This is a genomic window from Acidiphilium sp. JA12-A1 (assembly GCF_000724705.2).
Taxonomy (GTDB): Bacteria; Pseudomonadota; Alphaproteobacteria; order Acetobacterales; family Acetobacteraceae; genus Acidiphilium; species Acidiphilium multivorum.
The window spans coordinates 1-20,772 of sequence record NZ_JFHO01000072.1 but is presented as its reverse complement, the minus strand read 5'-3'; the positions used below and the strand labels follow the sequence as shown (position 1 = coordinate 20,772).

The window sequence follows — 20,772 nt, the reverse complement described above, 5'->3', positions numbered from 1 at the left end:
GCCGGAGTCCCCCTGCCGCTCCCGGGCCGATTCGCGTGGCACCGGCATTGTGTTACATTCCTTTTACAATATGGGTGAAGTCTCGCCAAAAAGAAAGCGCTGTCATGCGCGGCCGCGCAGACGGTGCAGCGCCCGCCGCAGCGGGAAGAGGGCCCGCCACATCGTGCTGCGCTCGATCGTCTCGGCATGCCGCCGCGCCGCCGCCGCGGCACCACTCGCCTCGGCCAGCCGCCCCTCCAGCGCGGCCATTTCCCGGCGAAGCCGGCCGATTTCGCGGTTCAGCGCCACCCTGTCCAGCCGTTCGAGCGTCGAATCCCGCCCGCCCGGCCCCACCCTCACCTTTGCCGGGTCGGCAACGCGGGCATGCGCGGCCCGGGCCGAAGCGGCATCCACGCTCGCCGGAAGAAGCGGGGCGAGCGCGCGGTAGAGATAGTCCGCGTCCTCGACGAGGCGCGGGAACGAAACCATCACCACCTTCACCTCCGCCGCGACGAGCCGCTCCAGCAGATGGTGGAAGCCGAGGGCGAGCACCCGCGCCTGGTCGAGCGGATGCAGCGAATAGACGATCCCGCCCGGCGTCCGCCCGCGATGCGCCCAGGGCCGTTCCATCACCGCCGGCCAGTCGGGCTCGGCCGCCATGTCGCGCAATTCGAGAATGGTCCGGCTCGCCGCCACGTCCATCAGGTCGCGCATCGGCACGATCACGCCATCCAGCACGATGCCCGGATCGGCCAGCAACTGGTCGATGAATTCGGACACCCAGGGCGATTTCACGACATAGGGCATGTCCGCATCCAGCGCGGGCAGCGGCAGGTTTTCCGCGCCGGCATTGGCCTCCTCGTCCCAGGCCGCATGCTCGCCGAAGCGGGAGAAATGCGTCTCCATCCCCAGCGCGTCGAACCAGCGGACGAGGAAGGACGTGCCGCTCCGCCCGGTCCCGGTGATCAGCAGATGATGCTTCGGCGAGTTCGTTGCGATCATGCGCATGATCGTGCCGGGACGGGCGCGCCGGATCAAGCCGCGCCGCGCGGCGATGGCGGCAATGCCGTGCTCCCTGTCGCCAGAACGGCGGATGTGCGGTAGATGCCACCATCATGGCCTATAGCGTGAAGGAAATCTTCCCCACCCTGCAGGGCGAGGGGCGCAATGCCGGCCGCGCCGCGGTGTTCTGCCGCTTCGCCGGCTGCAACCTGTGGTCCGGCCGGGAGGAGGACCGCGCCAGTGCGACCTGCCGCTTCTGCGACACCGATTTCGTCGGCACCGACGGACCGGGCGGCGGCCGCTTCGCCGATGCCGCAGGCCTTGCCCGCGCCATCCAGGCCGCCTGGCCCGCCGCCTGCACCCGCGATGCCCTCGTCGTCTTCACCGGCGGCGAACCGCTGCTCCAGCTCGATGCGCCGCTGATCGAAGCGGTGCATGACGCCGGCTTCGAAATCGCGGTCGAGACCAACGGCACGATCGAACCGCCGCCGGGCATCGACTGGCTCTGCGTCAGCCCCAAGGAAGGGGCCGAGCTGGTGGTGCGCCAGGGGTCGGAGCTCAAACTGGTCTATCCCCAGAAGGAGGCGACACCCGAGCGCTTCGCCGGGCTCGATTTCGCGCATTTCCTGCTCCAGCCGATGGACGGGCCGGATCGCGCGGCCAACACGCGCGCCGCCATCGAATACTGCCTCGCCCATCCGCAATGGCGCCTGTCGACGCAGACCCACAAATATCTCGGCATCCCCTGACCATGCACGAAATCACCAAGGAATTCCGCTTCGAGGCGGCCCACACGCTGCAACGCCAGATCGCCGCCGAGGCGAGCCGCCGCATCCACGGCCATTCCTACCGCACCACCGTCACCCTGCGCGGCGCGCCGGATGCGAGCGGCATGCTGATGGATTTCGGCAGGCTCGGCCAGCACCTCGCCGCGATCCGCGAGGCGCTCGACCACCGCTTCCTCGACGAGGTGGAGGGCCTCGGCCCGGCAACGCTGGAAAACCTCGCCCGCTTCATCTGGACGCGGCTCGCGCCATCCTGCCCGGGCCTCGCCCGCGTCGCCGTCTTCCGCGATTCCGAAGGCGAATCCTGCGCCTACAGCGAATAGGGACACAGGCTTGAGCCGGCTGCACCGCTACGCCACCACCCTGCGCTGGACCGGCAACCGCGGCACCGGCACCAGCGCCTACGCCGCCTATGGCCGCGACCACGAGGTGGAAGCCGACGGCCGGCCGGACCTCGCGCTGACATCCGATCCCGCCTTCCGCGGCGATCCCGCGCGCTGGAACCCCGAACTGCTGCTGCTCGCCTCGCTCTCCTCCTGCCACCAGCTCTGGTATCTGCATCTCTGCGCCGAGGCCGGGATCGCCGTGCTGGCCTACGAGGATCGCGCCGAGGCGGTGATGGAGGAGGAAGCCTCCGGCGCCGGCCGGTTCGTCGAGGCCATCCTGCGCCCCGTCGTCACCATCGCGCCAGGCAACGACGCCGCCCGCGCCGCCGCCCTGCACCGCGATGCCGGAGCAAAATGCTTCATCGCCCGGTCGATGAACTTCCCGGTCCGCCACGAACCCGAGATCCGCACCGCATGACCGAAACCAACGCCTATGGCCAGATCGTCGGCGCGCCCGTCCCCGGCTGGACGCCGCGCCCGCTTCCCGACGCCGCCGGTTTCGAGGGGCGCTATTGCCGGCTGGAACGGCTCGACCCCGCACGCCACGGCGCCGGCCTCATCGGCGGATTCCGCGCCGCACCGGACGACCGGGACTGGACCTGGTGGCGCACCGCCCGCCCGGCGGACGAACCCGCCTTCCGCGACTATGTGGATTCCATGGCCACCGCCCCCGGCCGCGTCGCCTATGCCATCATCGAGGCGGCAAGCGGCCAGCCCGCCGGCCACGCCGCCTTCATGAACATCGCCGCGGCCAACGGCGCGCTGGAGATCGGCTCGATCAACTTCACGCCGCTGCTCCGGCGCCACCGCGCCGGCACCGAGGCACTGTTCCTGATGCTCCGCCACGCCTTCGACGACCTTGGCTACCGGCGGGTCGAATGGCAGTGCAACAGCCTGAACCTGCCCTCCCGCGCCGCCGCCCTGCGTCTCGGCTTCACCTTCGAGGGCATCTTCCGCCAGAACGCCGTCACCCAGGGCCGCAACCGCGACACCGCCTGGTTCTCCATCCTCGATTCCGAATGGCCCGACCGGCGCGCCGCCCTCGATGCGTGGCTCGCGCCGGACAACTTCGACGATGCCGGCCGCCAGCGCCGCAAGCTCTCCGCCTTTCGGACATGAAACTACGCTAACCGATTGATTTCGATCATGGACAGTCCTCCGGAACCAGTCCAGACTGCCTCCCGCTTCCGATTGTCGGACGCCTGATCCACAGGGAGGATTTCAGCATGTCACGAATTGCACTCGTCACCGGCGGCACGCGCGGTATCGGCGCCGCCATCAGCGTCGCGCTGAAGGCGGCCGGCCGCACCGTCGTCGCCACCTATGCCGGCAACCAGACCGCGGCCGAGAATTTCACGGCCGTCCACGGCATCGAGACGGTGAAATTCGACGTCGGCGATTTCGAGCAGACCATCGAGGCGATCGGCCGCGTCACCAGCCGCCTCGGCCCGATCGAGATTCTCGTCAACAATGCCGGCATCACCCGCGACGCCACCCTCGCCCGCATGACCCGCGACATGTGGGATGCGGTGATCGACACCAATCTCGGCTCCTGCTTCAATCTCTGCAAGGCGACCTTCGACGGGATGAAGGAGCGCAAGTTCGGCCGCATCGTGAACATCGGCTCGATCAACGGCCAGGCCGGCCAGTACGGCCAGGTGAACTACGCCGCCGCGAAATCCGGCATCCACGGCTTCACCAAGGCGCTGGCGCAGGAAGGTGCCCGCTTCGGCATCACCGTCAACGCCATCGCCCCCGGCTATGTGGATACCGACATGGTGCGCGCCGTGCCGCCGGAAGTGCTGGAAAAGATCATCGCGAAAATCCCGGTCGGCCGCCTCGGCCATGCCGAGGACATCGCCCGCGGCGTGGTCTTCCTCACCGCCGACGAGGCCGATTTCATCACCGGCTCGACCCTGTCGATCAACGGCGGCCAGCACATGTACTAACGCTCTGCTCCGGCCCCGGTTTTTCCTCCGGGGCCGGATCTGAATGCGGTCCTATCGTCCGGGACGGAACTATTTCTTCCGGTCGAGGAAGCGGGAAATCCCCTCCCGCGCCGCCGCGTCCTGCATGTTGCAGGCCATCGCCTCGCCCGCCACCTCATAGGCCTCGGCGATGCCGAGCTCGATCTGCCGGTAGAACTGCGCCTTGCCGATGGCGAGGGCGGCGCGCGGCTTGGCGAGAATCTGCTCCACCAGCCGCGCCACCGCATCGTCCAGCTCGGCCTCCGGCACCGCCTCGTTGATCAGGAAGCGCCGCGCCGCCTCGGCGGCATCGATCATCCCGCCGGTGAACAGCATCTCCAGCGCGGCCTTGCGCGGCACCGCGCGGGCGAGGGCGACGCTCGGCGTCGAGCAGAACAGGCCGAGATTGATGCCCGAAACCGCGAAGCGCGCGCTCGCCGCCGCCACCGCGAGGTCGCAGCTCGCGACGAGCTGGCAACCCGCCGCCGTCGCCACCCCCTGCACCCGCGCGATCACCGGCACCGGCAGCCGCTGCAAGCCGAGCATCACCCGGGTGCAGCGGGCGAAGAGGTCGCGATGCGCGTCCGCCTCCTCGCGCGCGATCATCTCCCGCAAATCGTGCCCGGCGCAGAAGGCGCGGCCATTCGCCGCCAGCACCACCACCCGCGCGCCCGCATCCGCCGCGATCTCGCCGATCGCCGCATCGAGCGCGGCGAGCAGCTCGTCGGAAAGCGCGTTGAAGCTCGCCGGCCGGTTGAGCGTGAGCGTGACCACGCCCCGCGAATCCCGCCCGATCAGCAACGGCGCGGCCAGCGTGCCGGAACCATGCGTATCCATCTCTGCTCCTTGTCCGTGAATTCAGGTCGCCGCCGCCTGCGCCACCTTCTCGGCCAGCCGCGGCGGCGCTTCCGACAGATGCTCGAAACTGTGGACGAAACTGCCGAGCCCCGCGGTCTGCGACCGCAGCTCGACCGCCAGCCCGTGCAGTTCCGCCGCCGGCAGCAGCGCCTCGGTATCGTCCCAGCCAGGCCAGCCCGCGCGCTCGGCATAGCCCAGGATCTGGCCGCGCCGGCCGGTCAGCAGCCGCTGCACCCCGGCGGTGAAACCGTTCGGCGCGCTCACCGTGATCCGGTGGATCGGCTCCAGCAGCACCGGTTCGGCCTTCGCCAGGCCTTCCGCCATGCCCGCCCGCGTCGCCGAGCGGAACGCCATGTCGGAACTGTCCACCGCGTGGAACCCGCCATCGACCAGCGTCACCGCGATATCCACCACCGGATAGCCGAACGGCCCGCGGCGGGTCGCTTCCTCGGCGGCGTCGGCCACCGCCGCGATATACTGTTTCGGCACCGCACCGCCGACGATGCGGTCGTTGAAGGCGAACCCCTCGCCGCGCCCGCGCGGCTCGATTTCCAGTTTCACATCGGCGAACTGGCCATGCCCGCCGGTCTGCCGCTTCAGCCGCGCGTGCTCGCGCACCGGCCGGCGGATCGTCTCGCGGAAGGGCACGCGCGGCCGCGCCGTCCGCACCGCGACGCCGGAGAGCCGCTCCAGCCGCTCCACCGCGCTGCCGACGTGAATTTCACCAAGCCCGGCGAGGCGCGTTTCGCCGGTTTCACCATCGCGCGTGAGCCGCAGCGCCGGGTCTTCCTCCAGCAGCTTTTCCAGCCCGCCGGCGAGCTTCACGTCGTCCTTCCGCTCCGCCGCGGCGATCGCGACCTCATGCAGCGGCGGCGGCGGCGCGGGGAACGCCATTGCCGGCGCCGCCTCGCCCAGCGTGCCGCCGGTCGCCACCCCTTCGAGCCGGCCGAGTGCCACGACGTCGCCGGCCCCGGCCTCGGCCACGCGCTGCAATTCACCCTCGGCGAAGCGCATCATCCCGCCGATCCGCACGCCGCCATAGCTCGCCCCGTCGCGCAGCGCCCCGCGCCAGACCCGGGCGAAGGACAGCTTGCCCGCCGCCCCGCGCCAGCTCGTGCGGAACACCTGCGCCAAGGCCGGCCCTTCGGGTGCGATTCCATGCCGCGCCGCCGTCGCGCCCACATCCGGCGCGTCATGCCGCAACGCCTTCCACAGCCGCAGCACGCCATGCGCATGCTCGGCCGCGCCGAACATGACCCCCGCCAGGCTGCGCGCCTCCATGTCCTTGCGGAAATGGCTGTAAAGCTCGGCGGGCGTGGGTGTCGCACCTTCGATCACCTGTTCGAGCAGTTCGTCATCCCGGTCCGCGAGGCTGTCGATCAGCGCGTCATGCGCCGCCTGCTCGGTCTCGGCCACGGCCGCCGGCAGCCCGATCCGCTCGGACGCCGCATCCGGCCGGTAGCGGAACGCCCGTTCCGAGAGCAGGTCGACATAGCCGATGACCCGTTCGCCCTCGCTTATGGGCATCTGCCGCGGCACGAGCTGCACCGCGGTTTCCGCCTGCATCGCCGCCACCAGCGCCTCGGCCGGCGCGCTCAGCGCATCCACCTTGTTGACGAAGACGAGGAAAGGCACGCCGGAGTCCTCCAGCATGCGGAACACCGGCCGCAGCGCGATCGCCCGCGACGGGTCGGGTTCGGCCACCACGACGGCGAGATCCGCCACTGCGAGCGCCGCCGCCGCCTCGTGCACGAACTCCACCGATCCGGGACAATCCAGCAACGCCCATCGCTCGCCGAGGAAATCGCAATGGGCCGGCCGCATCTCGTGGGAGGAACTTCGCTCGCGCCCGCCGCGCCTTGCCTCGCCACCGCCGGCCATCTCGACCAGCGCGGCGCTCAGCGTGCTCTTGCCGCTTCCCTGCGGACCAACCAGGGCGACGGCGCGCGGCCCGTGCGGGGCCGCTCCGTGGGCGGGGTCTTCCATGTCCTTGTCCTCCCGGCGCCGCCCACTATTCGCCCTTTTCGCCGGAATTCAAACCGGAATTTTTCTCCTCGCCATAGATATGCTCATAGAGTGCCGGATAATTCCGCTTCAGTCTGTTGGCCGCGTAACCGATCTGTTTCGAATCGGCCGGCTGGCGCAATTCCGCGTCGGTCGCCAGTTCCCACTCGCCGGGGCGCGACCGCGGATCGAGCCACCGCCATCTCGAAAACCCGCGCAGCCAGCGGAACAGCACGGCGACCATCGCCGCCATGACGATCATCTGCACGATCAGCCCGATGCGCGCGAACGGGCTCGGCGTGGCGAGCGCGATCGCCAGGGACGCCAGGAACGTCGCGCCATAGGCCGCATACGTCCCGAGCCGCAGCCAGCGGAACAGCGCCAGCATCCGCACCTTGCCCCGCCCCATCCCGCCCATCACGATGCGCATGGCCGCCACCGCGACAATGGCGAACGGCCAGACCACGTAGAGCATGAACGGCCCGACGAACCCGGCGCCCCAGATCAGCTGCGCGAGGAAGATCAGTATCAGCGCGGGCATGAAGCCCAGCACGGTCACGCCGGTCACCGCCATCGGCATCAGCGCCGCCACCGGCGGCGGCCGCGGCCGGTCGCCCGGAGCCCCGCCGCTCATCGCACCGCCTGTCGCGAACGGCGACCGCTCCGATGCGACGCGATCACGTTCATTGAAAACAGGTCGTGCGGTTCGGCCACGCCAAACAGGCTCCGCATTGCCGCTTGGGATCGGGCCATCAGGGGAGGAGCGGCGTCATGCTTGCCGAAATCCCTGGCAAACGGATTGTTCGCACTCCAGACAGTCATCGAAACCCCGGCGGCGGCAAGGTCGCGCGGTCCGCTTTCTTTTCGCGCGTTCCATTGCCACCGCCACCAGGTGTCAATCTCATCTTGAAGTTCGTGTGCCTTGAGCTGAAGCGACTGCAAGTGTTGAGCCGCCTTCTGCGCTGCTTCGCGGGTAGTCTGCGCATGGCTCGCGCGCTCGCTCACCCGTGCCGCCGACTTCATCCGGGCCGCATCATCGGCAACAGGCGTCGCAACATGTCCCGGTTTATTGAGATACGCATTCAGCTTGGCGTCGCGCGCCTTGGCGGCTTCGAGGGCGTTCTGTGCCGCGTGTGCGGAAGCGTCGGCTTCCGCCGACGTCGCGCGTACCGCCGCGAGTTTCCCCTCCGCCGCCGGCAGGAGCGCCTCCGAGCGCATGGCCTGAAAGGCCTCACGGCCTGGATCCAGCAGGGCGACAAGCGGTGCGAAGCCTTCCGTCCGGCGATAAATCGAGGATTGTTCGTACTCGTCGACCATGGCCTCGTCTCCGCTCAGATAGAGGCCGAGATCGATCGAGTCCGCGACCAGCAACGCAAGCGAGGCCGCGGTCGACGCCGCGGCACTGGTGAAGACCGGTACGGTCACCGTATCGGCTGCGATGCCCACGAATGTTCCGGTGGCGCCAATCGTGGCCATTCCAGCGGCGATGACCGTCGCCCCCGACGCCACCACGCCCATTATGTCGATCCCTACCGCTACAGTCGCCGCAATCGCAGGATGATCGGCGACAAGGTTGTGCAGCGAGCGATAGATTTCCTGCTCGGCCGCCATTTCCGCCTGGGCTTGCGCGATTTGTGCTCGCCCGTACGCAGCCATGCCCTTGTCGAACGAATTGCCGATTTCACTGAAAAATCGCCCGATCGTCGATTCAATTTTCTCGAACCGAGAACGCGGCGGCGGTGGTGGTGGCGGCTTTACGGCCCCATGCCAAGTCAGCACGAGGCTCAAACCGTCGCCCGCGTCATCGTATGTCGGCTCGCGAACGCAGACTGCCAGCCCCGCCGGGTCCCGCCAGACTATGCCCATCCGACCGGAATAGCGGGGAAATGCGAGGGCGAGAAACGATTCGACATGCATCCGCACCCCAGCCGCGCTCTGGTACGGCCCGAACCGGATTGCGCGCGCAGCCCCCGCATTGCCCAATCGTGTCGACGACATCCCGCGCTCACCTCCGGCTATAGGCACAATCAAATCATGCCGGAGACGGGCGCACAATGGCGTAACGACCGCGCCGAGCGGCTGCAATCAGTAACCGAGCGCGCATCCGTCCTTGCGCGGGTCGGACCCGCCGATCAGCACGCCGCGCCCGCGATCGATCCAGATCGCCTGGCCGCCGCCATGCGGCCGCGCATCCGGCCGGTCGTCGCGCACCACCTTGTGGCCGCGCGCGACCAGGCCTTCGAGGGTCGCCGCCGGCACCGACCGCTCGACCTCGACCTGCCCGCCGAAGGGGAAGACGCGGGCGAGATCGAGCGCCTCCTGCACGTCGAGCCCGTACTGGCGCATGTTGGTCACCAGCCAGGACTGGCCCATCGGCTGGTAATGCCCGCCCATCACGCCGAACGGCATCACCGCCTCGCCGCCCTGGGTCGCCATGCCGGGGATGATCGTGTGCATCGGCCGCTTGCCCGGGGCGATGCAGTTCGGATGGCCGCGCTGGATGCGGAAGCCCATGCCGCGATTGTGCAGCACCACGCCGGTATCCCCGGCGAGAATGCCCGAACCGAAGCTCTCGTAGGTCGAGTTGATGAACGAACAGGCATTGCCGTCCTCGTCCACCACGCAGAGATAGACGGTGTCGCGATGCAGCGGCAGCGCCGTCTCGCCGGCGCGCGGCAGGTCCACCATCGCCCGGTCGTCGCGGATCAGCGCCCGCAGCCCGCCGAGATAGTCATCGCTCAGCAGATGCGCGACCGGCACCTCCGCCTGGTCCGGGTCGGCCAGCAGCGCGTCGCGATCGCGATAGACGAGGCGCGCCGCCTCGATGTGCCGGTGCAGCCGGATCGGCCCCATCGGCCCGTCCGGCGCCGGGCCGAACCCTTCGAGAATGCCGAGCAGCATCAGCGCCAGCAGGCCCGAACCGTTCGGCGGGCATTCCCAGATCGTCAGCCCGTCGAAATCGCGCCTGATCGGGGTGACGAATTTCGCCGCGGTGCGGCCGGCGGCGAAATCCGCCTCGGCATGCACGCCGCCGCGCGCCCGCAGCTCGGCCACGATCGTGGCGGCAATCGGCCCCTCGTAGAACGCCTTCGCCCCGTCCTTGGCGATCGCCCGCAGCGTGCGGGCAAGCTCGGGCTGGCGGAACATCGTGCCTGCGACCGGCGCGGCACCGCCCGGCAGCAGCGCGGCGGCACCGCTGCGGCGCAACTTGCCCTCGGCAATCTTCCAGTCGAAGGCGACGCGCGGATGCACCGGATGCCCCTCCTCGGCATAGCGGATCGCCGGCGCCAGCGCCGCATCGAGCCCGCGCCGCCCATGCGCCGCGAGCAGCGTCTCCCAGGCGGAGACGGCGCCCGGCACGGTGACGGCATGGGCCGAGATGTTGTCGAACTGGGCGATTCCCTGGGACTCGAAATAGTCGATCGTCGCGCCGGCGGGGGCGCGGCCGGAGCCGTTCAGCGCGATCACCTCGGGGCTGCCGGCCTTCTTGTAGAGGCAGAAGCAGTCGCCGCCGATGCCGGTCGATTGCGGCTCGATCACGCCGAGCACCGCCGCCGCCGTCACCGCCGCATCGAGCGCGTTGCCGCCCGCCCGCAAGGCGTCGAGCGCGGCGAGGGTCGCCGCCGGCATCGAGGTCGCCGCCATCGCCCGCCCCGCGTAAACCGCGCTGCGGCCCGGAAAATCGAAATCGCGCATTCTCTGGACACTCCTGTAACGATCTGCCGAATCAAATCGCACTCCGCCGCCGGATTGACAATGCGCCCGCGCTGGCCAATGCAGCCTCATGGCCGAGAACCCGCCCCCGACGATCACCTATGACGATTTCGCCCGTGTGGACATCCGCGTCGGCACCATCGTCGATGCCAAGCCTTTCCCCGAGGCCCGCAAGCCCGCCATCCGCCTGTGGATCGATTTCGGCGGCGCGCTCGGCGTCAAGCGCTCCTCGGCGCAGATCACCGTGCATTACGCGCCGGACCGGCTGATCGGCCGGCAGGTCTGCGCCGTGGTCAATTTCCCGCCCCGCCAGATCGGCCCCTTCATGTCCGAGGTGCTCACCCTCGGCATGCCGGACGAAAACGGCGAGGTCGTGCTGATCCGCCCCGATTTCACCGTGCCCGACGGAGGACGCCTGTTCTGATGGCCACGCATTACTACACCGTCTCGTGGGACCAGCTTCACCGCGACTCCAAGGCGCTGGCCTGGCGGCTCAACGCGCTGGCGCCGTTCGATGGCATCGTCGCGATCACCCGCGGCGGGCTCATCCCGGCCGCCATCGTCGCCCGCGAGCTGGAATGCCGCCTGATCGAGACCGTCAGCATCGTCACCTATGACGAGGAGCGGATCGGCAAGCCCACCATCACCAAGCCGCCCACCGCCGCAGGCGACGGCGCGGGCTTCCTGATCATCGACGATCTGGTCGATACCGGCACCACCGCGCGCGAGGTGCGCCAGCTTCTCCCCCGCGCCCATTTCGCCACCGTCTACGCCAAGCCGGCCGGCAAGGCGCTGGTCGACACCTTCATCACCGAGGTCTCGCAGGACACCTGGATCCTGTTCCCCTGGGACACCGAGCCGCAATTCGTCGCCCCCATCGCGCGCGCCGGCACGCCGCCGCGCCGGGCCTAGTGTCCCGCCCCTGAAATTCGTGGGTGAATTTCAGGGACAAGCAGGCCGCTGAACGATTGTTTTTCACTGTCCACTTTGAAACTGGTGGATCGGGCCGATGATGAATCGGCCCGGCTCTCCGTCCATCACCTGCGGGTGGATTCGTATGGGTGAGGGCCTCGAGCCGGCGGGACCGTGCGTGACCGCCGGCAGGTTCCCGGCCCGGCGGCGCCAGGCGGGAGCCGGTTCGTCAGGCCAGCGGCCCCGTCGACGCGGAGCCATTCGCCCTGTCGCGCAGCCGCGCCGCCGCCGCCCGCGCCGGGTCGACCATTCCGCGCGCCAGCGCGACGCTCTGGCCGATATAGGACGAAGGGTCGAGCGCGTCCCTGACCATCGCGGCATCGACGCGCCCGGCCGCATCGGGGGCGGCGGCGATCAGCGTCGCAAGATCCCCGCCGGTTTCCACCGCTTCGGCAATCGCATGATGGACGATATCGTGCGCCACGGTTCGGCCGAGCAGCGGCGCCAGCGCCATCATCGCATTCTCGGAGGCCATGAACGCGCCCGACATCGCGAGGTTGCGCCCGATCGCCGCCGGCCGCAGCCGGATCGCCGCCAGCAGTTCATCCATCTGCGCCGCCAGTTCGTAGGCCAGCGGGCAGGCCTGGTCGATCAGCGCCGAGAGCATCTGGTTGTTCGCGCCATCGCCCTCGAAACTCGGCTGCATCGCCTCCAGCGCCAGCGGCACCTGCGCGCGCACCCGCGCCGAAAGCGCGATCACATGCACCGCGATCTTCGAGTTCACCTTGTGCGGCATGGTCGACGAGCCAATCACCTCCTCGCCGAGATCCTCGATGACCTCGCCGAACTCGTCCGACATCATCACGTAGAGATCCCGTGCGATCTTGCCGCAGGTCGCCGCGAACATCCCGAGGAGCAGGACGTATTCGGCGAAGGTGTCGAGCCCGGCGCGCGAGGGGATCTCGTGCCAGCCGAGCCCGAGCCGCGCCGCGAGCCGGCGGTTCAGCTCGGGCCCGGCCTCGCCCACCGCATGCATCGCTCCCACCGCGCCGCCCCATTGCGCGCGGAAGACGCGCGGCGCCGCCTCGCGGAACCGCTCCTCATGGCGGAGAAATTCCTCGATCCAGCCCCCTGCCTTGAAGCCGAAGGTGATCGGCAAGGCGTGGCGGATATTGGTGCGGGCCACCGTCACCGTCCCGGCCTCGGCCTCGGCGAAGCCGGCGAGCCGGTCGAGGATCGCCGCGAGCCGGCGCATCAGTGCCGCGTGCGCCCGGCGCATCAGCAGGACCCGGCCGGTCTGCACCACGTTCTGCGTCGTCGCCCCCCAGTGAACGAAGCCGCCGGCCTCGCCCGCGCAAGCGCGCGAGAGCAGCCGCACCAGCGAGACCACCGGCGCGCGCGTCTTGGCGATATCCGCCGCCAGCGCCGCCTCGCCGATCGTCTCCAGCCGCGCCCGCGCGGCGATCTCGCGCGCCGCCTCCGCCGGGATCATGCCGAGCTCCGCCTGCGTCGCGGCGAGTGCGGACTCGACATCGAGCCAGGACTGCCAGACCGACTGGCGGCTGAACAGCGCCGCGATCTCGGCCGGCGCGGGTGGGGGGACGTCCTCGGTCATGGGCATATTCCTGTGGGCGGGGATCAGAGAACCTGGTCGAGAAACTGTTGCAGCCGCGCGGTCCCGGGATGGTCGAACAGGCGGTCCGGCGCGCCCGTCTCGACGATCCGGCCGCGATCCATGAAGACCACCTCGCCGGCCACCTCGCGGGCGAAGCGCATCTCGTGGGTCACCACCAGCATCGTCATTCCCGACAGCGCGAGATCGCGCATCACGTTGAGAATGCCCTTGACCAGCTCGGGATCGAGTGCGGAGGTCGCCTCGTCGAACAGCATCACCGCCGGCTCCATCGCCAGCGCCCGCGCGATGGCGACCCGCTGCTGCTGCCCGCCCGAAAGCTCCGCCGGCCGCCGCCGCTCCAGCCCCTCGAGCCCGACCGCGCGGAGCTGCGCGACCGCCCGCGCCTCGGCCTCTTCCCGCGCCATCCGCCGCACCCGGCGCAGCGCCAGCGTCACGTTGTCCATCACGTCGAGATGGCTGAACAGGTGGAAATGCTGGAACACCATGCCGACCCGTGCCCGCATCGCGTCGACATCCGTGCCCGGCCCGGTGATGTCCACGCCGTCGATCAGCACGCGCCCCTCGTCCGGCCGCGCCAGCAGGTTCGTGCAGCGCAGCAGCGTCGACTTGCCCGACCCCGACGGCCCGATGATGCAGGTTGTGCTCCCGCGGCGGACATCGAGCGAGATCTCGCTCAACACCTCGGTCGCGCCATAACGCTTGGTCACCTGATCGAACCGCACGGCAACCCCGTTCGCCGCGTCAGACATCGGCGCGCCCTCCCTGCCGCTCGCCGCGCAGCCGCCGCTCCCACGCATTCACCGCGTAGGTCATCGGCACCGTCAGCGCGAGATACAGGATCCCGGCCGCGGTGAGCGGCGAGAGATTGGCGTTGTTGATCGCCGAATCCTGCGCGATCGAGAAGATCTCCCGCTGCGACGAGGTCAGCCCCAGCAGGAACACCAGCGCCGTGCCCTTGATCACCAGGATGAACTGCCCGGTCAGCGGCGGCAGCACCCGGCGGATGCCCTGCGGCAGGATGATGTCGCGCATCGTCTGCCACCTGGTCATGCCCAGCGTGCGCGCCGCCTCGATCTGCCCGCGCTCGACGCTCTGCAGCCCGGCACGGAAGATCTCCGCCATGTAGGCCCCCTCGATCAGCCCGATCGAAAGCGCGGCGTAGGCATAGGTATCGTTGCCGAACAGGCTGAGCCCCGCGATCGGCAGCCCCTGGCCGATCAGGTAGATCGTCAGGATGTGCGGCAGCCCCCGCAGGATATCGACATAGACGCGGCAGGCGAGCCGCACCACGGCCGGCCGCGCGAGCAGTCCGGTCGCGATCGCCAGCCCCACCACCATCCCGATCAGCGAGGCCAGCACGGCGAGCAGGATCGTGTTCGGCAGGCCGACGCGCAGCAGCGTCGGCATCACATGCGCGATCATGTGCGCGTCGAAGAACGTCTGCTGAATCCGCGCCAGCCCCCGGAACATCGGCGCGCCCCGCGCTCAGGCCTTCGCCGGCGGCTGGTGCGGCATGCCCGGATAATCCTTGTAGAGCTGATCCGGAATGCGCACCGCCGGCGGATTCCACTTCACGAACAGCTTCGTGTAGGTGCCATCCTCCATCAGTTCGCCGATCGCCCTGTCCATCGCCTCGAGCAGCTTCGGATTGCCCTTCGCCACGGGATATTCGGCAACGCCCGTGGTCACGGTCTGCGACGCGACGAGACCGGGATGCTTCTTCACCAGCGCGTTCGCCGTCGCGAGCCCGGTGAAGAGTCCGTTCACCTGGCCCGCGATCAGCGCATTCAGGCTGGCGGCGATGTTCGGGAACTCCCGCACCTTCACCCCCGGCGCGATGTGGCGCAGCAGCGGGATCAGCGCGCTGCCCTGGGTGATCGCCACCGTCTTGCCGGACGCGCCGTCCACTGTCCCGATCGCCGCCCCGCTCCGGCTCACCAGCCGCGCCTGGCCGTAGCCGATCGGCGTGGTGAAGGCGACCGCCTTCTGCCGCGCCGGCGTCACCAGCGTCGCGAAAGCCGCCGTGTCGTAGATGTGGTTCCGCACGCCCGGCAGCATGCTGGCGAAACTCGTCGCGACGAACCTCACCTTCAGCCCGAGCTTCGCCGCGATCGCCTCCTCGAACTCCACCAGAAAGCCCGTCGGCTTGCCGTCGGCGATGAAGGAGACCGGCTTGTCGTCGGTCCGGTAGGCGACGGTGAGCACCCCCCTCGTGATCGTCGGCGGCGGCGCGGCGGCGAGGGCCGGCACTGCCATCCCCGCCGCGAGCCCGGCCACCATGGCCGCGAGACCCAGTGCGTTTCTGCGTGTGGTCATCTGGTTTCCTCCTCCTGATTGTTCCGCGCCGCGCCGAGCACGGCGTCGCGCGCCGCCGCCGCGGCGAACAGGGCGCCAGGGTCGTGCCCCACGCCCTCGATCTCGATAAGCCGGTGCCGCAGGGCCGCACCCTGCCGCGCCGCGAGATGAGCGATATAGTTGCGCCCGCGCGCCAGCCGGTGCGGCCCCTGCGCCAGCGCCGGCGGCGTGCGGTCGAGCATCCGGTGTTCCGGGTCGCAGTCGCGCCGCCCGAGCAGATAGACCACGTCGCGCCGGGCATAGCGCGCCTCGATCGCCGCATCGTCGAGCGCCCCGCCATAGGCAGGCCGCCCCGCGAGCCCGTATTTCCACGGCCCCGCCGCCGGCCCGAACCAGACATACGAGGCCGGGTTGGCGACGACGTAGCGCACCGCGTCGCCGAGCGGCGAGAGCACCGCATGCCGGTGCGCGAGCTGGCCGCCGGCCGAATGCCCCGCGATCACGATCTCGCTCACCAGCGGATACGTCGTGCGGTCGGAAAAATGCCCGATCAGCGCATCGAGGACCGAAAACGCATCGAGCCCGGCCGGCGCCACCGCCGCCCCGCCCTCGATCCAGATCCGGTCGGGCCAGCGCGCGAGCCGCGCCGCATCCTCCACCCCCGCCAGATCCGCTGCGATCGGGAATTGCGGCACCGCCAGCGCCAGCGTGCCGAGCCGGTCGCCAAACGCATCTGTCGCGATATCGGCATATTCGATGCAGTCCCGCCGCGCGCCGTGCAGGACGATCAGCGCCTGCCGCGCGGCCGCCCCCTCCGCGCCGCGGAACACCGCCGGTACGCTGAAACCGCTCGCGCCGGGCGCGAACCGCTCCGGTGCGAGCATCGCCCGCTTCACCGCGATGCCGAGACGTTCCTCCATGCCTTCGTGATACCGCACCGCCCGGCGCGGCCAATCAGCGATTCCGGTCAAATCGATAAGGAACTCTTATCGACAAGCCGGCGGGCGAGGCGAAGCGTGGCGCGCAGGGCGGGCGCGGTATCGCTGCGGCGGTAGATGAGGATGAGGTCGGTGACGACGCGTTCGCGCAGCGGCCGGTAGGCAACGCCCGGCACCACGAAGCGCGCCATCGTTTCCGGCACCATGGCGACGCCGATGCCGGTGCCGACAAGGCAGAGCATCGTGGCGATTTGCGGCACGGTCTGCACGGTGCGCGGCGCAAAGCCGGCGGCGGCGCAGGCTTCGGCGGTGAGGCGGCGGAGGCCGCCGCTCGGTTGTTCGATGTACTGGATGAAGGGGTGTTCGGCGAAGGCGGCGAGCGGCAGCGGCCCGGCATCGCGGCGGGTGCTGGTTTCGGCGACAGCGATCATCATGCGTTCGCGCGCGAGGGTGAGGGTCGCGAGGGCGGGGTCGAGGGTCGGCAGCGGCGAGCGGACAATCCCGAGATCGAGGCGGGTTGCGGCGAGGTGCTGGACCTGGATCGTGCCGGAGACCTGGTCGATGCGGAGCGCGATTTCCGGTCTGGTGGTGTCGATCGCGCGGATCAGGGCGGCGAAGAGAGGGTGGAAGGCGGCGGAACCGACATAGCCGGCGGCGATGGCGCGGCGCTGGCGGCGGGCGATCGCGGCGCCGGCGCGTTCGGCGCGGTCGGCCTGGGTGACGATCGCCCGCGCCTCGGGCAGCAGGCCGAGCGCGGCGGCGCTGGGCCGGATGTTGCGGCCGGCGCGATCAAAGAGCGACAGGCCGAGCGCGGTCTCGATCGCGCGGATGAGCTGGCTGAGGGCCGGCTGGCTGATGCCGAGGCGTTCGGCGGCATGGCCGAAATGACCCGCATCCGCCGCGGCGACAAAGGCGCGCCAGTGGCGCAGTTCGACCTGCATCGGCGTTTCCGGCCCCGCGTGAAGACAACGGGAACAGCGTATGCGCCGGGGCGGGTGCTGGCAAACCCGGCTCGGGGCGCACGGTCATGCGGGCCCGCTACCTGCCCTGGTGTCCTGCCCCTGAAATTCGTGGGTCAATTCCAGGGACAAGCAGGCCGCCAAACCGTCGTTTTTTCTGGTGTCCCGAATCTGAAATCCATCAGGATCGGAACGTGCTCTAGCGGCCGAAGCGGCGGTCGCGGCGCTGGAAGGCGCGGATCGCCCGCAGGTAGTCGATCCGCCGGAAGGCGGGCCAGGTGGCGTCGCAGAAATGCAGCTCGCTGTGCACGCTCTGCCAGAGCATGAAGCCGGAGAGGCGGATCTCGCCGCTGGTGCGGATGATCAGGTCGGGGTCCGGCATCCCGCCGAGATAGAGATGCCGGCGGATCGCCTCCGGGCTCACCGCGGCGGCGGCGGCGGCGCAGTCCATGCCGGCCCCGGCGCATTCGGCGAGCAGGGCGCGCACCGCATCGGCGATCTCCTCGCGCCCGCCATAGCCGATCGCGAGCGTGACCGTCATGCCGTCATTGCCGCTGGTGGCGTCCTCGGCGGCGTCGATCGCGGCGAGCAGGGCGGGGGGCAGGATGTCGCGCCGGCCGATCGCGGCGAGGCGGACGCCGCGGCTGCGGATGTGCGGATCGGCGACGAGCGCGCGCATCTTGGCCTCGACGGCGCCGAGAATGCCGCCGACCTCCGCCTCCGGCCGGCCGAGATTGGCCGGCGAGAAGACCCAGAGCGTGATCATCGGAATGCCGAGCTCGGCGCTCCAGGCGAGGATCTCGTCGAGCTTGGCGGCGCCGAGGCGGTAGATCTCGCCCGGGTCGCTCAGCCCGGCGAGGCGGGCGTGGCGGCGGTTACCATCGAGGATGATGCCGACATGGCGCGGCAGCGGCCCCGCCGCCACCTCGCGGGCGAGCCGCCTCTCGTACAGGCGATAGACCAGGCGCCACACAACGCGCCTTGCGGCCTCGGACAGTCTGGGGCGGCGGGATGCGGCCGCGCGCGGCGCGCCGGCCTGTTCGGCGAACATGCCGTCTTGTGGCCCCCGCGCCGCCGCAATGCAAGCCGCCGTCTGCGGCTATTCGGCGGCGATCGCCCCCGGCCCGGCGCGGCGGTGGCGCAGGCAGATATGGCCGACCGCCAGCGCCACAGCGACGGTGAGCATCGCCGCGACGGCCGGCGTGCCGAACCCGAGGCCGCTGCTGCTCACCGGCTTGTCGAACCAGTCCGCGAAGGAGGCGCCCATCGGCCGGGTCAGGATATAGGCGGTCCAGAACGCCGCGACCTCGTTCAGCCCGAACAGCCGCCGGGCGAGGCCGGGCACCGCGAACAGGGCGGTGAACAGGATGGCGGAGTTCAGGTAGCCGAGGCCGAAGGTCGATGCCGTGAGGTCGCCGGCGGCGGTGCCGAGGGCGAAGGTGGCGATCACGGTGGCCCAGTAGAACGCCTCGCGCCGCGGGGTGGCGACGGTGTGGATCGACAGCGTGCGTTCCGACAGGCTCCAGGCGCCGAGGATCACCACGAGGCTCGCGGCGAACATCCCGGTCGATACCGGATAGGGCACGCCGAGGACGACATGGATGACATCCGCCACCATCGTGCCGAAAATGCTGACCATCACGACCAGCAGCCAGTAGATCGCCGGCACGTAGCGCCGGGTCGCGAATTGCAGGGCGAGGGCGGCGAGAAAGCCGAGCCCGCCGCCGATCACCGCGAGATAGGGATTGGTGTGGAAGACCAGGAAGTCGGAAGTGGCCTCGCCCATCGCGGTGGAGAGGATCTTCGCGACCCAGAACGCCAGCGTGATCTGCGGCACCTTGGCGCCGTAATAGCGCCGCTCGTCCATGCGCATGAAAGTCCTGGCCCAGCCCACTGCCGATGGTCTCCCCTTCCCCGTTGCCGACCCGTCCGGAATGGCGGCCCCGCCGCATGACTGCAACCCCGCGCCGCGGAATGTGAACGCCCGCCGGCGGATTGACTTTTCCGCCGGGGACGGGAAGCTGCCGCGCGGCGCGAACCCAAGCCGGGGACCGCCGCCGCCGGACCGCATCTCTGCGCCGGCGCAACCAGCAGCCTGGGAACGACCATGACCGAGACGCAGACGAGACCGCGATACAGGGGTGTGTTCCCCGTGGTGCCGACGATTTTCGACGAGTCGGGGCGGCTCGATCTCGACGGCCAGTGCCGCGCCGTGGATTTCATGATCGATGCCGGCTCGGACGGGCTGTGCCTGCTCGCCAATTTCTCCGAGCAGTTCGTCCTCGGCGATGACGAGCGCGAGATCCTGATGAAGCGGATGCTCGAACACGTCGCCGGCCGCGTGCCGGTGATCGTGACGACGAGCCATTTCAGCACCGATATCTGCATCGAGCGCAGCCGCCGCGCCGAGGCGATGGGGGCGGCGATGGTCATGGTGATGCCGCCCTATCACGGTGCGACGATCCGCGTCGGCGCCGCCGGGCTGTGGGATTTCTTCCGCCGCCTGTCGGATGCGATCCGCATCCCGGTGATGATCCAGGACGCCCCCGTGGCCGGCACGCCGCTGCCGGCCGAGCTGCTCGCGCAGATGGCGCGCGAGATCGCGCAGATCGCCTATTTCAAGATCGAGACGCCGCAGGCGGCGGCCAAGCTGCGCAGCCTGATCGAGCTCGGCGGCGCCGCGATCGAGGGGCCGTGGGACGGCGAGGAGGCGATCACCCTGCTCGCCGATCTCGACGCGGGGGCCACCGGCGCGATGACCGGCGGCGGCTATCCCGACCTGATCGGCCCCATCGTGCACGCCTATCTCGCCGGCCGGCGCGACGAGGCGGTGGCCGGCTACGAGCGCATCCTGCCGCTGATCAACTACGAGAACCGCCAGTGCGGGCTGATCGCCGCGAAGGCGCTGATGCGCGAAGGCGGGGTGATCCGCAGCGAGGCGGTGCGCCATCCCCTCGCGCCGCTCCATCCGGCGACGCGCGACGGGCTGCTGGAAATCGCCAGGCGGCTCGATCCGCTGGTCCTGCGCTGGGGCTGAGGGCCGCGCTCTCCGGCAACCGGCTGGCAACCTTGTGAACCCGCCGGCATTGACTTGGCGCGCCGGCCCGCTCACTGCCTCGGCTCGTTTTCCCGCGATCCGCACGGGGCGATTTGCACGAAGACATTGCATGGCACGGCACGAACGGAGGTATTGCGGTTGATCGGGCCCGCCGGCCATGCGCCCGGCCCGCGGCATCGCGGACTTTTGCCCGCGCTGCGGCGGGTCGCCCCGCTGCTCGCCCTGGCGCTGGCGGGCTGCGCGCACGTCCGGCCCGCGCCGATCGACCCCGCCGCCGCC

General features: G+C 70.0%; 22 protein-coding genes. 8 read left to right on the top strand and 14 right to left on the bottom strand.

All coding sequences use genetic code 11. From position 1 onward, the window contains the following. Window positions 1-102: 102 nt before the first annotated feature. Entirely contained in the window at window positions 103-981 is an 879-nt protein-coding gene (locus RT91_RS14000) for a hypothetical protein (protein ID WP_240314309.1), read from the bottom strand. A gap of 113 nt (window positions 982-1,094) precedes the next feature. On the opposite strand from RT91_RS14000, the gene queE reads away from it, so the two are divergent. From queE to phbB, 5 genes are all read left to right on the top strand, one after another. Next, window positions 1,095-1,730 carry a 7-carboxy-7-deazaguanine synthase gene (gene queE / locus RT91_RS13995; protein ID WP_007422898.1) on the top strand — a complete coding sequence of 212 codons (636 nt, stop codon included), beginning with the start codon at window positions 1,095-1,097 and terminating at the stop codon, window positions 1,728-1,730. Between the two features lie 2 nt (window positions 1,731-1,732). Beyond that, window positions 1,733-2,089 carry a 6-carboxytetrahydropterin synthase gene (locus tag RT91_RS13990; protein ID WP_007422897.1) on the top strand — a complete coding sequence of 119 codons (357 nt, stop codon included), beginning with the start codon at window positions 1,733-1,735 and terminating at the stop codon, window positions 2,087-2,089. Window positions 2,090-2,099: 10 nt separating this feature from the next. Further along, a complete protein-coding gene (locus RT91_RS13985) occupies window positions 2,100-2,570 on the top strand; it encodes an OsmC family protein (protein WP_007422896.1) in 471 nt (156 codons plus the stop codon). Continuing rightward, the gene (locus RT91_RS13980; RefSeq protein ID WP_007422895.1) at window positions 2,567-3,271 is read left to right on the top strand and encodes a GNAT family N-acetyltransferase; all 705 of its coding nucleotides are present in this window, start codon (window positions 2,567-2,569) and stop codon (window positions 3,269-3,271) included. Before RT91_RS13985 ends, RT91_RS13980 begins: the two co-directional genes overlap by 4 nt. A 107-nt stretch (window positions 3,272-3,378) precedes the next feature. Continuing rightward, window positions 3,379-4,101 carry an acetoacetyl-CoA reductase gene (gene phbB, locus RT91_RS13975; RefSeq protein ID WP_007422894.1) on the top strand — a complete coding sequence of 241 codons (723 nt, stop codon included), beginning with the start codon at window positions 3,379-3,381 and terminating at the stop codon, window positions 4,099-4,101. 69 nt (window positions 4,102-4,170) lie between these two features. Here the strand turns inward: phbB and RT91_RS13970 are convergent, their stop codons facing one another. From RT91_RS13970 to RT91_RS13950, 5 genes are all read right to left on the bottom strand, one after another. Next, window positions 4,171-4,956, bottom strand: coding sequence for an enoyl-CoA hydratase (locus RT91_RS13970; protein WP_007422893.1), 786 nt, complete (start codon window positions 4,954-4,956; stop codon window positions 4,171-4,173). A gap of 21 nt (window positions 4,957-4,977) precedes the next feature. Further along, window positions 4,978-6,963 carry an elongation factor G gene (locus RT91_RS13965; protein WP_007422892.1) on the bottom strand — a complete coding sequence of 662 codons (1,986 nt, stop codon included), beginning with the start codon at window positions 6,961-6,963 and terminating at the stop codon, window positions 4,978-4,980. Window positions 6,964-6,988: 25 nt separating this feature from the next. Then, window positions 6,989-7,615 (bottom strand): hypothetical protein, encoded by a 627-nt coding sequence (locus tag RT91_RS13960; RefSeq protein ID WP_007422891.1) that lies wholly within the window; start codon window positions 7,613-7,615, stop codon window positions 6,989-6,991. Then, a complete protein-coding gene (locus RT91_RS13955; protein ID WP_007422890.1) occupies window positions 7,612-8,898 on the bottom strand; it encodes a hypothetical protein in 1,287 nt (428 codons plus the stop codon). The genes RT91_RS13960 and RT91_RS13955 overlap by 4 nt, the downstream gene beginning before the upstream one ends. 168 nt (window positions 8,899-9,066) lie before the next feature. After that, on the bottom strand, window positions 9,067-10,677 hold the full coding sequence (locus RT91_RS13950; RefSeq protein WP_035187795.1) for a gamma-glutamyltransferase family protein: 1,611 nt from the start codon (window positions 10,675-10,677) through the stop codon (window positions 9,067-9,069). An 88-nt stretch (window positions 10,678-10,765) separates the two neighbouring features. Here RT91_RS13950 and RT91_RS13945 point away from each other — a divergent pair, with 88 nt between their 5' ends. Together RT91_RS13945 and gpt are read left to right on the top strand one after the other, a co-directional pair. Then, on the top strand, window positions 10,766-11,119 hold the full coding sequence (locus RT91_RS13945) for a tRNA-binding protein (protein WP_007422888.1): 354 nt from the start codon (window positions 10,766-10,768) through the stop codon (window positions 11,117-11,119). Continuing rightward, window positions 11,119-11,607, top strand: a complete 489-nt coding sequence (gpt, locus tag RT91_RS13940) for a xanthine phosphoribosyltransferase (protein ID WP_035187794.1) — start codon at window positions 11,119-11,121, stop codon at window positions 11,605-11,607. The genes RT91_RS13945 and gpt overlap by 1 nt, the downstream gene beginning before the upstream one ends. 229 nt (window positions 11,608-11,836) lie before the next feature. On the opposite strand, the gene RT91_RS13935 is transcribed toward gpt, so the two are convergent. The 8 genes from RT91_RS13935 to RT91_RS13900 form a co-directional block, all read right to left on the bottom strand. Next, window positions 11,837-13,222, bottom strand: a complete 1,386-nt coding sequence (locus RT91_RS13935; RefSeq protein ID WP_035187793.1) for a lyase family protein — start codon at window positions 13,220-13,222, stop codon at window positions 11,837-11,839. 23 nt (window positions 13,223-13,245) lie between these two features. After that, window positions 13,246-13,992 carry an amino acid ABC transporter ATP-binding protein gene (locus RT91_RS13930; RefSeq protein ID WP_035187824.1) on the bottom strand — a complete coding sequence of 249 codons (747 nt, stop codon included), beginning with the start codon at window positions 13,990-13,992 and terminating at the stop codon, window positions 13,246-13,248. Then, window positions 13,985-14,713, bottom strand: coding sequence for an amino acid ABC transporter permease (locus RT91_RS13925; RefSeq protein ID WP_012040280.1), 729 nt, complete (start codon window positions 14,711-14,713; stop codon window positions 13,985-13,987). The genes RT91_RS13930 and RT91_RS13925 overlap by 8 nt, the downstream gene beginning before the upstream one ends. Window positions 14,714-14,728: 15 nt before the next feature. Then, window positions 14,729-15,559 carry an ABC transporter substrate-binding protein gene (locus RT91_RS13920; protein WP_007423585.1) on the bottom strand — a complete coding sequence of 277 codons (831 nt, stop codon included), beginning with the start codon at window positions 15,557-15,559 and terminating at the stop codon, window positions 14,729-14,731. Next, window positions 15,556-16,458: a hypothetical protein gene (locus RT91_RS13915; RefSeq protein ID WP_035187792.1), complete on the bottom strand. Its 903-nt coding sequence runs from the start codon at window positions 16,456-16,458 to the stop codon at window positions 15,556-15,558. The genes RT91_RS13920 and RT91_RS13915 overlap by 4 nt, the downstream gene beginning before the upstream one ends. 47 nt (window positions 16,459-16,505) lie before the next feature. After that, window positions 16,506-17,417: a LysR family transcriptional regulator gene (locus RT91_RS13910; RefSeq protein ID WP_035187791.1), complete on the bottom strand. Its 912-nt coding sequence runs from the start codon at window positions 17,415-17,417 to the stop codon at window positions 16,506-16,508. 217 nt (window positions 17,418-17,634) lie between these two features. After that, window positions 17,635-18,486, bottom strand: coding sequence for a polyprenyl diphosphate synthase (uppS, locus tag RT91_RS13905; RefSeq protein ID WP_007422662.1), 852 nt, complete (start codon window positions 18,484-18,486; stop codon window positions 17,635-17,637). Between the two features lie 48 nt (window positions 18,487-18,534). Next, window positions 18,535-19,302: a hypothetical protein gene (locus RT91_RS13900; RefSeq protein WP_240314308.1), complete on the bottom strand. Its 768-nt coding sequence runs from the start codon at window positions 19,300-19,302 to the stop codon at window positions 18,535-18,537. Between the two features lie 240 nt (window positions 19,303-19,542). Between RT91_RS13900 and RT91_RS13895 the strand changes: the two genes are divergently transcribed. After that, entirely contained in the window at window positions 19,543-20,472 is a 930-nt protein-coding gene (locus RT91_RS13895) for a dihydrodipicolinate synthase family protein (protein ID WP_035187788.1), read from the top strand. Window positions 20,473-20,772: the final 300 nt, after the last annotated feature.